General features: G+C 71.9%; 13 protein-coding genes. 6 read left to right on the forward strand and 7 right to left on the reverse strand.

Annotation, left to right across the window (positions count from 1 at the left end):
- Window positions 1-290: 290 nt before the first annotated feature.
- Together ACIBD9_RS13025 and ACIBD9_RS13030 are read left to right on the forward strand one after the other, a co-directional pair.
- Window positions 291-1,403, forward strand: a complete 1,113-nt coding sequence (locus ACIBD9_RS13025) for a TOMM precursor leader peptide-binding protein (RefSeq protein WP_396717201.1) — start codon at window positions 291-293, stop codon at window positions 1,401-1,403.
- Window positions 1,400-2,746 (forward strand): ABC1 kinase family protein, encoded by a 1,347-nt coding sequence (locus ACIBD9_RS13030; RefSeq protein ID WP_396717203.1) that lies wholly within the window; start codon window positions 1,400-1,402, stop codon window positions 2,744-2,746. Before ACIBD9_RS13025 ends, ACIBD9_RS13030 begins: the two co-directional genes overlap by 4 nt.
- Window positions 2,747-3,087: 341 nt before the next feature.
- Here ACIBD9_RS13030 and ACIBD9_RS13035 read toward each other — a convergent pair whose 3' ends face one another.
- From ACIBD9_RS13035 to ACIBD9_RS13045, 3 genes are all read right to left on the reverse strand, one after another.
- Window positions 3,088-3,453, reverse strand: a complete 366-nt coding sequence (locus tag ACIBD9_RS13035) for a WhiB family transcriptional regulator (RefSeq protein WP_030490434.1) — start codon at window positions 3,451-3,453, stop codon at window positions 3,088-3,090.
- 130 nt (window positions 3,454-3,583) lie between these two features.
- Complete coding sequence (locus ACIBD9_RS13040; RefSeq protein WP_387169522.1) at window positions 3,584-3,799, reverse strand: hypothetical protein; 216 nt, start codon at window positions 3,797-3,799, stop codon at window positions 3,584-3,586.
- Between the two features lie 154 nt (window positions 3,800-3,953).
- Window positions 3,954-6,119, reverse strand: a complete 2,166-nt coding sequence (locus ACIBD9_RS13045) for an ATP-dependent DNA helicase UvrD2 (protein ID WP_396717205.1) — start codon at window positions 6,117-6,119, stop codon at window positions 3,954-3,956.
- Window positions 6,120-6,211: 92 nt separating this feature from the next.
- Here ACIBD9_RS13045 and ACIBD9_RS13050 point away from each other — a divergent pair, with 92 nt between their 5' ends.
- Entirely contained in the window at window positions 6,212-6,454 is a 243-nt protein-coding gene (locus tag ACIBD9_RS13050; protein ID WP_112681335.1) for a mycoredoxin, read from the forward strand.
- 9 nt (window positions 6,455-6,463) lie between these two features.
- Here ACIBD9_RS13050 and ACIBD9_RS13055 read toward each other — a convergent pair whose 3' ends face one another.
- Window positions 6,464-7,816 carry an MFS transporter gene (locus ACIBD9_RS13055; RefSeq protein WP_396717208.1) on the reverse strand — a complete coding sequence of 451 codons (1,353 nt, stop codon included), beginning with the start codon at window positions 7,814-7,816 and terminating at the stop codon, window positions 6,464-6,466.
- A gap of 213 nt (window positions 7,817-8,029) precedes the next feature.
- Between ACIBD9_RS13055 and ACIBD9_RS13060 the strand changes: the two genes are divergently transcribed.
- From ACIBD9_RS13060 to ACIBD9_RS13070, 3 genes are all read left to right on the forward strand, one after another.
- A complete protein-coding gene (locus ACIBD9_RS13060) occupies window positions 8,030-9,010 on the forward strand; it encodes a helix-turn-helix domain-containing protein (protein WP_396717210.1) in 981 nt (326 codons plus the stop codon).
- 74 nt (window positions 9,011-9,084) lie between these two features.
- Window positions 9,085-9,324 (forward strand): DUF397 domain-containing protein, encoded by a 240-nt coding sequence (locus tag ACIBD9_RS13065; protein ID WP_030337575.1) that lies wholly within the window; start codon window positions 9,085-9,087, stop codon window positions 9,322-9,324.
- 228 nt (window positions 9,325-9,552) lie between these two features.
- Entirely contained in the window at window positions 9,553-9,828 is a 276-nt protein-coding gene (locus tag ACIBD9_RS13070; RefSeq protein ID WP_396717212.1) for a hypothetical protein, read from the forward strand.
- 127 nt (window positions 9,829-9,955) lie between these two features.
- Here ACIBD9_RS13070 and nudC read toward each other — a convergent pair whose 3' ends face one another.
- Genes nudC through ACIBD9_RS13085 form a run of 3 tightly spaced genes read right to left on the reverse strand, consistent with a single transcriptional unit; the run spans window position 9,956 to window position 13,621 of the window.
- A complete protein-coding gene (gene nudC / locus ACIBD9_RS13075) occupies window positions 9,956-10,915 on the reverse strand; it encodes an NAD(+) diphosphatase (RefSeq protein WP_396717214.1) in 960 nt (319 codons plus the stop codon).
- Window positions 10,912-12,255, reverse strand: coding sequence for a M16 family metallopeptidase (locus ACIBD9_RS13080; RefSeq protein WP_396717216.1), 1,344 nt, complete (start codon window positions 12,253-12,255; stop codon window positions 10,912-10,914). Before ACIBD9_RS13080 ends, nudC begins: the two co-directional genes overlap by 4 nt.
- A 55-nt stretch (window positions 12,256-12,310) precedes the next feature.
- Window positions 12,311-13,621, reverse strand: coding sequence for a M16 family metallopeptidase (locus ACIBD9_RS13085; RefSeq protein WP_396717218.1), 1,311 nt, complete (start codon window positions 13,619-13,621; stop codon window positions 12,311-12,313).
- Window positions 13,622-13,631: the final 10 nt, after the last annotated feature.

Genomic DNA, 13,631 nt, shown 5'->3' on the forward strand with positions numbered 1-13,631 from the left:
CCCCTCCCCCCTAAACCCCCCCGCCCCGGGCCCGCGCGGCTAAAGTACCAACACCCCCCCGCGCCCCCCCGGCCGCCGCCCCCGCCGGCGCCTTGGGGGGGGGGGGGGGGGGGGGCCCCCCCCCCCCCCCCACCCCCGTTGCCGCCGTCGGTACCCCTGTCGGGTGACCGACACCACTGACGGCGGGCTGTGGAAAACCCGTCAAACCCTGTGGATAGCGCTGGACAGCGGCGTGACCACCTGTGGACAACGATCGACTTAACGCGAAGACGCGGTCACGATTCGTGACCATGAGCCGCACCGTACTGCCCCGCCCGACCCTGCTGCCCGGCCTCAACCGGCTCTGGCGGGACCGGCACACCCTCCAGCTCGGCGTCGGCCCCGGGCCGGCTGTCCTGCTGGAATTGGCCAACCCGCGCGCCGCCCACCTGCTCGACCTACTCGACGGCACCCGCAGCGAGCGCGTCGTGCTGGCCCACGCGGCGACCGCCCAGGTCAGCGCCGAGGACGCGCGTACCCTGCTCGACACCCTGCGGACCGCCGGCCTGTTGGTGCCCGCGCACAGCCTGCTGCCCCGCGACCTGACCGGCCCGGTCCGTGCCCGGCTCGCGGCGGAGGCCGGCGCGCTGGCCCTGGCCGCCGCCCGACTGCCCGGCACGCCCGCGCAGGTCCTGCGCCGGCGGCGGGCGGCCCGAGTCCTGCTCACCGGCGCCGGGGCGCTCGGCGCGCCGCTGACGGTGGCGTTGGCCCAGTCCGGCGTGGGGCAGGTGGTGCCGCAGCTCACCGGCCCGGTACGCCCCGTCGACCTGATCGGCACGGGCATCCCCGCCACCGAACTGGGTCGCCCGCTGGCACCGGCGGTGCGGGCCGCGGTCGACCGCGTCGCACCGGGCACCGGCACCCACCCGAGCCGCACCGGGCAGATCGACCTGGTGATCCAGCTCGGCACGGACCGGCCTCCCGCGCTGCTCGCCGCCGGTCTCGCCCAGCGTCGGCAGCCGCACCTGCTGGTCACGCTCCGCGAGGGCGTACCGGTGATCGGGCCGTTGGTCCGTCCACCCGCCGGGCCCTGCCTGCACTGCGTCGAGCTGCACCGGGCCGACCGCGACCCGGACTGGCCGCGGCTCGCCGCGCAGCTCGCCGCCGCCGACCCGGTGGCCGCCGGAACGACCGGTACGCTGCTCGTCGCCTGCGGGTACGCGCTGGCCGAGGCGCTGACGCAGCTGGACGGCGGTCAGCCGGAGACGCTGGGCAGCGCCATGGAGATCACCGGTGCCGGCCGTTTCCGTCGTCGGGGATGGCCGCCACACCCGGCGTGTGGGTGCTCGCGAGGCCGAGTGTCCGCACCAGCCCGGCCGCAGAGCAGCAGCGGGGCCCTCCGGTCGGTAACAATGACCGGGTGACCGACATCCCGCGCCGCGCCGTGTCCCGCACCGCCAAGCTCGCCGCCCTGCCGCTCGGCTTCGCCGGCCGGACCGTTCTCGGGATGGGTAAGCGCGTCACCGGGCTGGCCTCCGACGTGATCTCCGCGGAGATTCAGCAGCGCACCGCCGAGCAGCTGTTCAGCGTGTTGGGCCAGCTCAAGGGCGGGGCGATGAAGTTCGGCCAAGCGCTGTCGGTCTTCGAGGCGGCGTTGCCGGAGGAGATCGCCGCGCCCTACCGGCAGGCGCTGACGAAGCTGCAGGAGGCGGCGCCACCGCTGCCGGTCGCCAGCGTGCACAAGGTGCTGGCCGAGCAGCTCGGCCCCGACTGGCGGGACCTGTTCGTCGAGTTCAACGACGTCCCGGCCGCCGCCGCGAGCATCGGCCAGGTGCACCGGGCGCGCTGGCGCGAGCCAGGCTTCGACGAGTCGGGCGCTCCGCACAGCCGCGACGTGGCGGTCAAGATCCAGTATCCGGGGGCCGGCGACGCCCTGCTCGCCGACCTCAAGCAGCTCTCCCGACTGGGCGGAATGTTCCGGGCCATCCAACCCGGCCTGGACGTCAAGCCGCTCCTGGCCGAGCTGCGCGAACGGATCACCGAGGAGTTGGACTACGAGTTGGAGGCCGAGTCGCAGCGCACCTTCGCGGCCGCGTACGCCGACGACCCCGAGATCTACATCCCGGAGGTGGTCAACGCCTCGCCCCGGGTACTGGTCACCGAATGGGTGACGGGCACCCCGCTGGCCGACATCATCCGCGAGGGCACCGAGGAGGAGCGGGACGAGGCGGGCCGGTTGATGGCCACCCTGCACCTCTCCGCGCCGCAGCGGGCCGGGCTGCTGCACGCCGACCCGCACCCGGGAAACTTCCGGCTGCTGCCCGACGGCCGGCTCGGGGTGATCGACTTCGGTGCGGTGGCCCGGATGCCGGAGGGCACCCCGGAGCCGATCGGCCGTATCGCCGCCATGGCCCTGCGCGGCGACGCCGACGAGGTCGTGGCGGGGCTGCGGTCGGAGGGGTTTATCGGCTCGACCGAGGAGATCGACGCCGAGGGGGTGCTCGACTTCATCCGCCCCATGCTGGAGCCCATCGCGGCGGACGGCTTCCGGTTCACCCGGGCCTGGCTACGGGGCGAGGCGGGGCGACTGGCCAGCCCCCGCTCCCCCACGTACCAGCTGAGCAAGCGGCTCAACCTGCCACCGTCGTACCTGCTGATCCACCGGGTGACGCTCGGTTCGATCGGGGTGCTCTGCCAGTTGGAGGCGAAGGCCCCCTACCGCAGCATCCTGGAGCGCTGGCTGCCCGGCTTCGCCCCGGTCGCCTGACGACGTCGAGGCCAGGTCGCCGCACGACGTCGAGGCCCGGGTGCCTGACCACATGGGGAAGGGCGGGTGCCGGTCGGCACCCGCCCTTCTGCGTGGGGTGGTACTAGAGAACGCCCAGGTCGCGAGCCGCCTGGTTGCGGCCGGTCATGGCGACGGTACGGGCGGATCGGGTTGCCTCAGTGCTCGTGGTGGTACGACCGGCCTGAGGCCGGCGCATTCGAGCCCGGGTCAACGCTTCGTGGAGTAGTTGCATCTCGAAGGCTCCACTCGGAACGTTCAACATCGTTTTCTCACTCACTGCCGGTGTGCCACCGGCGTAGTTGGTACGGGTCGGGAACATGTCAGGCTGCCAGCCGGACCGCGCCGCGCACCTCGGACAGCCCACTGGCTGCCAGGCGCGCCTCGGCCTCGACCCGAAGCTCGGCGTCACGGGCGACGTCCTCCTTACGCGGACGGCCACGGGGCCGCTTACGCGGGACAACCGCGCCACGCTCGAAGATCTCGCCGCCCCAGACGCCCCACGGCTCCGCTCGCTCAACGGCTCCGGCCAGGCACTCGACGCGCAGCGGGCAGTCCCCGCAGAGCGACTTGGCCAGCTCGAGCTCGGTGGGCGAGTCGGAGAACCACAGGTCGGGGTCGAACTTCCGGCAGGGCAGGTTCGCCTCCATCTCGACGCTCATGTCGAGGGGGGCCAACGCCAGACTCATCTCCCGGTCACCTCTCTCTCACTTCGATCTCGTGGATCGCATTCCGACGTACTTACGGCGGGCAAAAAACTGAGGCCGCGGATCCCGGTAAGCGGGTTCCGCGGCCTCGAGGTGAGCCGGAGTCTGAGAGTCAGACCGGTTTACCTCGAGGTGGAACGCCGCGGACATCCATGCGCTTCTTGGCGACCTGGATGCCATTGCCCGTGAAGCCACTGGTCCCCTCGACTCCAGCGGGCGCGACGGTCAGGATCAGCTCGGCCTGAACCTGGTGCACCTGTGGAACCGACGGTCGTGCAGCCGCGAGGGCCACCCGGACAGCCGACAGCGGAGCGTGGACAGACGGCATCGCCGTCAGACGCTCATAGGTGAAGATCTTCACGGGTGCCACCTCCCTCACGTTCCTCGAATCGACTGGACCGACCCCGTGAGCAGCCGGAATGGCGCCGCTCGCGTGGTGTGTTCTGAGGCTATTCCTCGCCCCGGGGCGAGGGCAAACGAATTTACGACGAGATTTCGAAAGTTTTCTCCGGGCAGACATCGTCCACCCCGGCACCCGCCACGAGGGCGAGCACCGACTCCCCGTAGAGGCCCAGCTTCCGAGGGCCGATACCGGCGATGGCGATCAGTTCCTCCGACCGGCCCGGCCGCCGCTCGGCCAACGCGACAAGCGTCGCGTCGGTGAAGACCACGTACGCCGGGACCTTCTGCGCACCGGCCACCCGCTGCCGCCACTCGCGCAGCCGTTCGTGCAGCTCATCGTCGATGTCGGACGGGCAGGTGGGGCAGCGGCCGAGCTTGCGGTCCGGGCCGGCGAGCAGGGTGGCGCCGCAGATCCGGCAGGACACGATCTGGGTTCGCCGCCGCTCGGGACGCCGGGCCGGACCGGCGCTGCCGGTCGCCCGTTCGGTGCCACCGGAGCGGTCCAGTTGGGGCAGGAACCGCGACGGCCGCCGGGCCCGTCCGCCCGGCGAGCGCGCGGCGGCGTACGACAGCCAGAGCCACTCGCGGGCGCGGGTGATCCCGACGTAGAGCAGCCGGCGCTCCTCCTCGACCTGCTCGACGGTCTTGGCGTACGTGGTGGGCAGGGTGCCCTCGGCGAGGCCGACCAGGAAGACCGCGTCCCACTCCAACCCCTTGGCCGAGTGCAGGGACGCCAGCGTCACACCGTCCACCGTCGGCACGTGCTGTTGGGCGGCCCGGCGCGCCAACTCCTCGGTGAAATCGGTGAGGGTGACTGGGCGCTCCACCGAGGCGGCCTCGCCGATCGGCACGACCTCGGGGGTGGCCGCGTACTCCTCGGAGAGCTGGACCAGCGCGGACAGCGCCTCCCACCGCTCACGGGCCGCGCCGCCGGCCGGGGGCGCGTCAGGGGCCCAGCCGACGGCGGTGAGCGCCTCGACGACGGCGGCCGGCAGCGGTGTCTCCCCCGGGATCGAGCGGGTGGCGGCCCGCAGCGCGACCATCGCCTGGCGCACCTCGGTCCGTTCGAAGAACCGCTCCGCGCCCTGCACGACGTACGGCACCGCGGCCTCAGTGAGCGCCTTCTCGTACGCCTCGGACTGCGCGTTGACGCGGAACAGCACGGCGATCTCCTTCGCCGGTGTGCCCGCGTCGATCAGCGAACGGCAGCGCGCGGCCACCGCGTTCGCCTCCGCCGGCTCGTCGGTGAAGATCCGTAGGTCCGGCTCAGGGCCGGGCGGGCGCTGCCCGCTCAACTCCAGCCGCAGGCGCGCCTCGGTGCCCCGCGCCTGGGAGATCACCGCGTTGGCCAGCCCGACCACCTGCGGAGTGGAGCGGTAGTCGCGGACCAGCCGGACCACGGTGGCGTTGCGGTGTCGGCGGGGGAAGTCGACCAGGTACGCGGAGGTCGCCCCGGTGAACGAGTAGATCGTCTGGCTGGCGTCCCCGACCACGGTCAGGTCGTCGCGGCCGGCCAACCAGGCCTCCAGCAGCCGCTGCTGGAGCGGGTTGACGTCCTGGTACTCGTCGACCACGAAGTGCCGGTACTGGGTGCGGATCTGCTCGCCGACGTCCGGGTGCTCCTCGATGCCCCACACCGCGGCCCGCAGCATGTCCTCGAAGTCGATCACGCCGTTCGAGCGCTTGAGCTGCTCGTACGCGGTGAACACGTCGGCCACCTTGGCCGGCTCGTGCGGTGTGTCGCGCAGCGCTCGGGCCGCGGCCACCACGTAGTCAGTGGGCTCGACCAGTGACGACTTCGCCCACTCGATCTCGCCGGCCAGGTCGCGGGCGGCGGCCCGGTCGGTACGCAGGCCGACCCGGGCGGCGGCGAGGGTGACCAGTCGTACCTTGCTGTCCAGCAGTTCGGGCATGGCGCGGCCGGCCAGCAGCCGGGGCGCGAAGTACCGCACCTGACGCAGCGCGGCCGCGTGAAATGTCCGCGCCTGCACCCCGCCCACCCCGAGGACGGTGAGCCGGCTTCGCATCTCGGCGGCGGCGCGGGCGGTGAAGGTGACCGCGAGCACGTGCCGGGGGGAGATCTCGCCGGAAAGCGCCCGGTGGGCGATCCGGGACGTGATCGCCCGGGTCTTGCCGGTGCCGGCGCCGGCCAGGATGCAGACCGGGCCGGCGGGTGCGGTCACGGCGGAGCGTTGCTCCGGGTCCAGCCCGGCGAGCACCTGTTCCGACGCTGAGTGAACCACCACAACCAGGAATCATCTCAGCTCGTCCCAGCGTTGTAGCGAACAGCCTCGGCTTGATCCGCAAGCCGCGGCCGGAGGAGTTGGAGGATCCGACCATGCTGACGATGTATTCCACCCCCTGGTGCGGCTACTGCCACCGGCTGAAGTCGCAGCTCGACCGGGAGGGCATCGGTTACGAGGTGGTCGACATCGAGCAGGACCCGAAGGCCGCGGATTTCGTGATGAGCGTCAACGGCGGCAACCAGACGGTGCCGACGCTGCGCTTCGCCGACGGCAGTGCCCTGACGAATCCCTCGATCACCCAGGTCAAGCAACACCTGGAGACGCTCAACGCCTGATCTGCCGGTTCATTTTCGACGAGCGGTCGCCTCATTCGGGGCGGCCGCTCGTCGTGTTCCGGAGGGGTCACGGCGGCGGCGGTCGGCGGGTGCCGGAAGCTCGGGTCGATCGGTGTCCTCGGCCGGTCGACGGGGCGCCGGGAGGATCGGGCGGGTGGGCGACGTCGGCGGCCGGGCCCCGGTCGGCGCGCTCAGGTGCCGGCCCCGCCACAGGTAGCTGCCGGCGGCCAGGGTGGCCACCCCGACCAGCGCGAACAGCAGCCGGTAGTCCAGGAACCCCACCAGCAGGGCACCCGCCCCGATGGAGAACGCCTGCGGCCCGCTGACCACCGCCTGGGTGGCGGCGGCGACGCGGCCGACCAGCGAGGGCGGGGTGCGGCGCTGGATCAGCGTGTGCAGCCCCACCATCGTCAGCGGGAGCGAGACCCCGGCCAGCAGCACCGCCACGAACCCGAGCCGCAGATCAGGGTACGCGAGCGCGAGCGCGGCCGGCGAGAAGAAGGCGACCCCGGCCGCCAGTGTGCCGACCTCCCCGAGCCGACGGACCAGCGTCGGTGAGCAGAGCCCACCGAGCAACCCGCCCACGCCCTGCACGGTGACCAGCACGCCAACGAACGCGGCATCCCGGTTCAGCCCCTGGTCGACGTACGCGAAGATGAGCGACTCGCTGAAGCCCATCACCAGTGACCCGAGCCCGTAGCCGAGCAGGGCCCGCCGCAGGGCCGGCTCGCCGGCCAGGTGCCGTAGGCCGGCGCCCAGCTCGGCCGGCCACCGCAGCCGTACGGCTGGAGGCACCTGTTGCGGGGTGGGCAGCGCGGTCACCACCGTCGCCGCGGTCAGAAATCCGACCATGCCGATTCCGGCCAGCGCCCACCCGCCGAGCGCCGCGTAGAGCGCCGCGCCCACCAGCGGGCCGACCAGTCGTATCCCCTGACGTACGGTCTGGAGCACGCCGTTCGCCTCGGCCAGCAGCTCGATCGGCACCATCTCGCGGATGAGCCCGCTGAGCGCCGCGCCCAGCGTGATGGACGAGAGTCCGTACAGGGCGGCCACCAGATAGACGATCCAGACGTCGCCCGCGTCGCGGACGGTGAACAACGGGGCGAGCAGGGCCGCGGTCAGCACGTTCGCGGCCAGGAAGAACGGCCGGCGCGGGTAACGGTCGACGACCCAGCCGACCAGCGGTGCCAGCGTCATCGGCGCGATGACCGCGAAGATGGTGGCACCGGCCAACCCGTTCGAGCCAGTCAGATCCTTGACCCAGATGGCGAGTGCGAGCAGCAGGATCGACTCGGCCGTCATGCTGGCCAGCAGGCCGCCGAAGAGCAGGCGGAAGTCGGGTCGGCGCAGGATCGTGCGCATGGGGTCCCTCCGGCGGGATGCTGCCCAGATGGGCGAGGTCGACGGGCCGCGACCGCGGGTCCGTCGTCAGCCGGCATTCCCGTGGTCCGATTTTCGCAAGACACGCCCTCGCCGGAACCTCCGACACCGGTCGCGCCGTCCATACTGACCGTGGGGGGCGAATTTCATACAGTTACCGTCGCGTCTGCGGCGGTCGACGGGAAAGAGGACACTGTGCCTCCTGCCGCACCCAGCCCGATCCTGCGTCGTCGCCGGTTGGGCATCGAGCTGCGCCGCCTGCGTGAGGCCGCGGGCCTCACCGGCGATCAGGTCATCGAGCGTATCGGTTGGGCCTCCGCGTCCAAACTGTCCCGCTTGGAGAACGGCCGCAGCCGACCGGACCCGCAGGACGTCAGCGATCTGCTCGACCTCTACGGCGCCGACCAGGTGCTGCACGACGAACTACTGGGCATCACCAACGAGGCCGGCGACATGCGCGGCTGGTTGAAGAACTTTCCGGTGATGACGCAGCAACAGCGCAGCTGGGCCGAGTTGGAAGCGGGTTGCGCGGAGATCTCCGAGTACAACCCGGTGCTGGTGCCGGGCCTGTTGCAGACCCCCGGGTACGCCCAGCTCCGCATCGTGTCGGCCCGGCAGGTGAGCGCGGGCGCGGGCGAGCCGGAGCCCGGCGACGAGCCGGACACCGAGGTGCAGGCGCGGCTGGCCCGCCAATCGCTGCTGACCCGGGAGCCGCACGCTCCCCGCTACACCGCAGTGCTGGAGGAGGCGGCTCTCGGCCGCCGGGCCGGGCCGCCGGAGGTGCTGCACGAGCAACTGCTCCAACTCTGTGAGCTGGCACTGCTGCCCAACGTGACCCTGCACGTGCTGCTCCGGGACACCCAGATCGGCAATTGGTACCTTCCGCCGACCGCCTTCTCCGTCTATCGGTTCGCCGATCCCCTCGATCCGGAGACATTGGCCATCGAAGGTGGCTTCACCGACGTCATGTCGACCGAGTCAATCACGCTAAATCGCTATAAAGTGGTGTTCGAGTGGCTATGCACGGCGGCACTTGACGCCTCGGACACCCTCTCCTGGCTGATCGAGGCGACGGGACGGCTGACCGAGGCGGCGCCCCCATCCACTGTGGCGTTCGGGCCGGCAACGGCGCCGACCCAACGCCGCCGGGACTCGGGGCGGCTGACGGACCGGTGATCCACGGGGGACCCTCCGTCGGGACGTGCGGCACCACTCGTCCCATTGGATCGCTGCACATCAGGAGCAGAACCATGAACGACATCCGCAACACGCCGTCCGTCTCCGCCCACTCGTTGGCGGACGCCCCGTGGCGTACCAGCACACGCAGCCAGACCTCCAACTGTGTGGAGGTCGCCCCGCTCGCCACCGGCCCGTCGGCCGTCGCCCTGCGCGATAGCAAGGACCGGGGCGGCCCGGTGCTGCTGTTCAACCGCGCGGGGTGGCTCGGCTTCATCACCGGAGCGAAGAAGGGCCAGTTCGATCTGAACTGATTCGGTGACCGGGTACGGGGCCGTCGGCGCATCGCCGGCGGCCTCGTCGCGTCGCACCCGCCGCTCTACGACCCGGCGACCCCGCTGAGCAGCCATCCGCTGATCGGACGAGGCTCGAAACCGATAGGCGCGTTTCAGTTGCTGAGATGAACACGCGGCGTAACATGACCCTCGAGTACGTGGAACTTCCATACTGGCTCATCCGTCGCGGTTCATCCGGAGACCCTCATGCGGTTCCTGATCGTTCGCACCGAAATCCGCGCCGTCGCAGACGGGGACATCGCCGCCGCCTGGGCGGACGGCCACCGACTTCGCGACGAGACGACCACGCCCGAGCCACGCCGGCAGATCGTGCACGCCGAGGACCGGGACGCCGCACTGCTGTTGGCCCGCGCCCTGGCCACCGTCGGCGCGGTCCGCGCCGGCAAGCAACGGGTCAAGGTCCTGCCGCTGATCGAGCCGCGGCCCGCCTTCCGACGCAGACCGGGCCGCACCGGCCCCTGATTCCACAGGTCGTCCGTCGTGGTCGGACCGGCTCCCCCGCCGCGTTTCTCGCACCCACCGACCACGACGGCCCGTGTTCCCGGCCCGTGACCGCCGCGGCAACGGCGGCCACGGGCCGGGACCGTGCTCAGCGGTCGGCGTCCACCCAGCCGTCCAGCCAGCGGTGAATGAGGAACAGCGCGATCGACGACGGTGGCGGCAGGATCAGTCGGGCCCCATCGCCCACGTCCACCGTCTGCCCGGCCAACGCCGCACCGATCTCCCGGCGGGAGAACCACCGGGCGTACGCGATCTCGGTCGGGTCGACCCGCACCGGCTCGGTCGGGTTCGCGGTGGCCAGGAAGCCCAACATCAGCGAGCCGGGGAACGGCCAGGCCTGGCTGCCCACGTACCCGATGCGCTCGACCCCGATGCCCACCTCCTCGCGGACCTCGCGCAGCACGGCCGCCTCCGCCGACTCACCCGGCTCCACGTAGCCGGCCAGGCAGGAGTAGCGCCGACCGCCCGGGGTGCCCTGCCAGCTGACGTTGTTGCCGAGCAGGCAGCGGCCGTCCGGGCCGTCCACACCATCGTGCACGAGCACGATCATCGCCGGATCGGTGCGCGGCCAGATCCGCCCACCGTTGCGGTCCACCCGGGACCAACCGGCCTCGTCCATCGCGGTCGGCGCGCCGGTGCTCGCCGAGTAACCGTGTCGGGTGTGCCAGTTGACCAGCGCCAGCGCGGTGGTGAAGATGCCGGCCTCCCGGTCGGCGAGCAGGTGACCCACCTCCCGGAGGTGGACCGCCCTGGTGCCCGGGATCGCCGGCAGCGGCGCGTCGACCGCGAAGACCGGCACCCCGTCCGGCTCGACACCCAGGAACATCGCCGTCGACTCGGACCCGGCGGGCACATCGCCCGCCCCGAACAGCACCAACGTCGGAGGCGACGTCTCGGTGCGGGCCAGCGTCCGGCCCTCGTCGGTCGAGTCGAGCAACAGCACCCGGGCGCGCAACCACGCCTCGGTCAACCACTGCGAGTCACCCCGCCGGTGCGCGGCCCGGTCCAGCGTGGACCGCGCCAACGGCGGCGCCGCCTCCCCACTCACGCGCGTGGCTCGGTGTGAACCGTGGTCAGCGCGGCCAGCCCCGGGGTGATCCGCTCCGCGTCGCCGAGCACCACGATCGCCGCCCGAGCCGGGGCCAGGTACCGGGCCGCCGCCTGCGCGACGTCGTCGATGCTCGCCTTCGCCAACCGCGCCGCGTACTCCGCGAGGAATTCCAGGCGCAGACCGTTGCCCGCGTACGCGCTGGTCAGGGCCGCCAGCCCGGCCTGGGTGGACATGCCGAGCTGGAGGGTGCCCAGGGCGTACTGCCGGGCCTGTTCCAACTCCTCGGGCTTCGGCGGCAGCGACGCCAACCGACCCAGCTCGTACGTCGTCTCCAGCAGCGCCGGACCGGTGACCTCGGTGGCCACGTCGGCGGCGGCCACCAGCACCGACCCGGCGACCGAGTGCTCGATCAGCGAGTGCGGGCCGTACGTGTAGCCCTTGTCCTCGCGGATGTTCTCCACCCACCGGGAGGAGAAGTAGCCGCCGAAGATCAGGTTAGCCAGTTGCAGCGGGGCGTGGTCCGGGTCGGTGCGGGACACCGCCGGCAGCGCGATCCGCAGTGAGGACTGCACCGAGCCCGGCCGGTCGACCAGCAGCAGTGGCCCCGGCTCCAGGGGCGGGGTCGCCGGCAGTTCGGCCGTACGCCCGGCACCCGACCAGCCGCCGAGGGCCCGCTCGGCCGCGTCCAGTGCCTTCTCCGGCTGGACGTCACCGACCAGCACCAGCTGCGCGCCGGTCGGATGGACCCGCTCCGAGTGCAGGGTGCGCAGCGCCGCCGGTCGGACGGCGCGGATCTGGCCGGGCTCCGGCGTCTGGGTCGCGTACGGGTGCCGGCCGTAGATCCGCTTGAGCAGCGCCTCCCGGGCCAGGTGCGACGGTTGGCTCTGCGCCACCTGGATCCGGTCGACCAGCCGGTCCCGTTCGGTGGCCACCTCGTCGCCGGGGTAGCTGGCGCCGGTCAGCACCTCGGCCAGCAGCTCCAGCATCCGGTCCAGACCGGTGACCAGGCCGGCGCCGGAGAGCATCAGCCGGTCCGGGTCGACGCCCGCGGAGAGCCCGCCGCCCACCTTCTGCAACTCGGCGGCGAGCTGCACGCTGGTCATCGACTCGGTGCCGGAGAGCATGGTCTGCGAGAGCATCGCGCCGCGAGCCAGGTGGACCCGGCCGAACGGCACCCAGAGCCGCAGTTCGACCAGGGGTACGGCGGGCCGGCGTACCGCGATCACGGTGAGCCCGTTGCGCAGCGTGCGCTCGGCCTGCTTGGGCACCTTGAGCTTGCGGGTCGGACCGAGCGGCGGCAGCGTACGCGGCCCGACCGGAGCAGTAGCGATACTCACTGTGTCACCTTCGTTCGCGACTGCGGGGCTCGCAAAACCGGCTCACTCCTCGCGCTCACCGAACACCTCCGGCAATGACCTCGATGGCGGCCCGACGTTCCGGGCGCAGGGTGGCCGCAGCGGCCCGGACCTGCTCCTCGGTGACCTCGCCGACCAGCCGGGGCAACTCGTTGAGCAGGCCCGGTTCGCCGCGTTGCTGCTCCAGCACGGCCATCCGCAGCGCCCGACCGAGCACCGCGTCAGTGTCCCGCAGCAGGTGGGTCGCCATCCGGGCCTGGGTGCGGGCCAACTCACCGTCGGTCAGCCCGTCGGTGGCCAGCCGGTCCAACTCCTCGTCGATGGTGCGCAGCACCTTGTCCACATCGCCGCCGGGCGGCAGGTGCGCTTGCAACAGCAGGGCGGTGGGATCGCGGACGTCGAACGGGTCGCCCATGAATCCGAGGTATCCGCCGAGGGTGGTCACCATGCGGTCCCGCTGCACCAGCCGCTCGACCAGCCGCGACGCGTCGCCGTCGGTGAGCACCTCGGCCAGCACCACGTACGGCAGGTAGCCGGCGAAGTCGGTGACCGGGTCGGGCACGCGCCAGGCGCCGGCCACCGCCGGCAGCGGTGCCAGGGCATCGGTGTACGAGGTGCGCCGCTCGGCGGTCAGGTCGGGCTCGGTGAAGTCGGGTCGTTTCGGTGCCGGCCGGGCCGGCACGTCGCCGAAGTGCCGGGTGACCAGCTCGGTCGCCTCGGCCACATCGATGTCGCCGCTGACGGCCAGCACGGCGTTGCCGCTGGCGTAGTAGCGGCGGAAGAAGTCGGCGGCGTCGGCGACGGTCGCCGACTCCAGGTCGTCGAAGGAGCCGTAGCCGTCGTGGGCGTTCGGGAAGGTGTCGAACATGACCGGTGGCAGGGTCAACCAGGGGAAGCCGCCGTACGGCCGGTTAAGGACGTTGACCCGGATCTCCTCCTTGACCACGTCGACCTGGTTGCGCAGGTTCTCCTCGGTCAGCCGGGGGCCGCGCATCCGGTCCGCCTCCAGGAACAGCGCGCGTTCCAGCGCGTTGCTCGGCAGCGTCTCGAAGTAGTCGGTGTAGTCCAGGTGGGTGGAGCCGTTGAACGTGCCACCCGCGCCCTGCACGTGCCGGAAGTGGGCAAGCTTCTCCAGGTTCTCCGAGCCCTGGAACATCAGGTGCTCGAAGAGGTGGGCGAAGCCTGTGCGCCCCTCCGGCTCCGAACGGATGCCGACGTCGTAGACCACCGCCACCCCGATCACCGGCGCACTGCGATCGGGGGTGAGCACCACCCGCAGGCCGTTGTCGAGGGTGAACCGCTCGACCGGATACTTCGTCGCTGGAATTCTGGATCTCCGCGCCGCCACGGAGTCGACC

The sequence above is a fragment of the Micromonospora sp. NPDC050784 genome (assembly GCF_044456765.1).
Taxonomy (GTDB): Bacteria; Actinomycetota; Actinomycetes; order Mycobacteriales; family Micromonosporaceae; genus Micromonospora; species Micromonospora foliorum.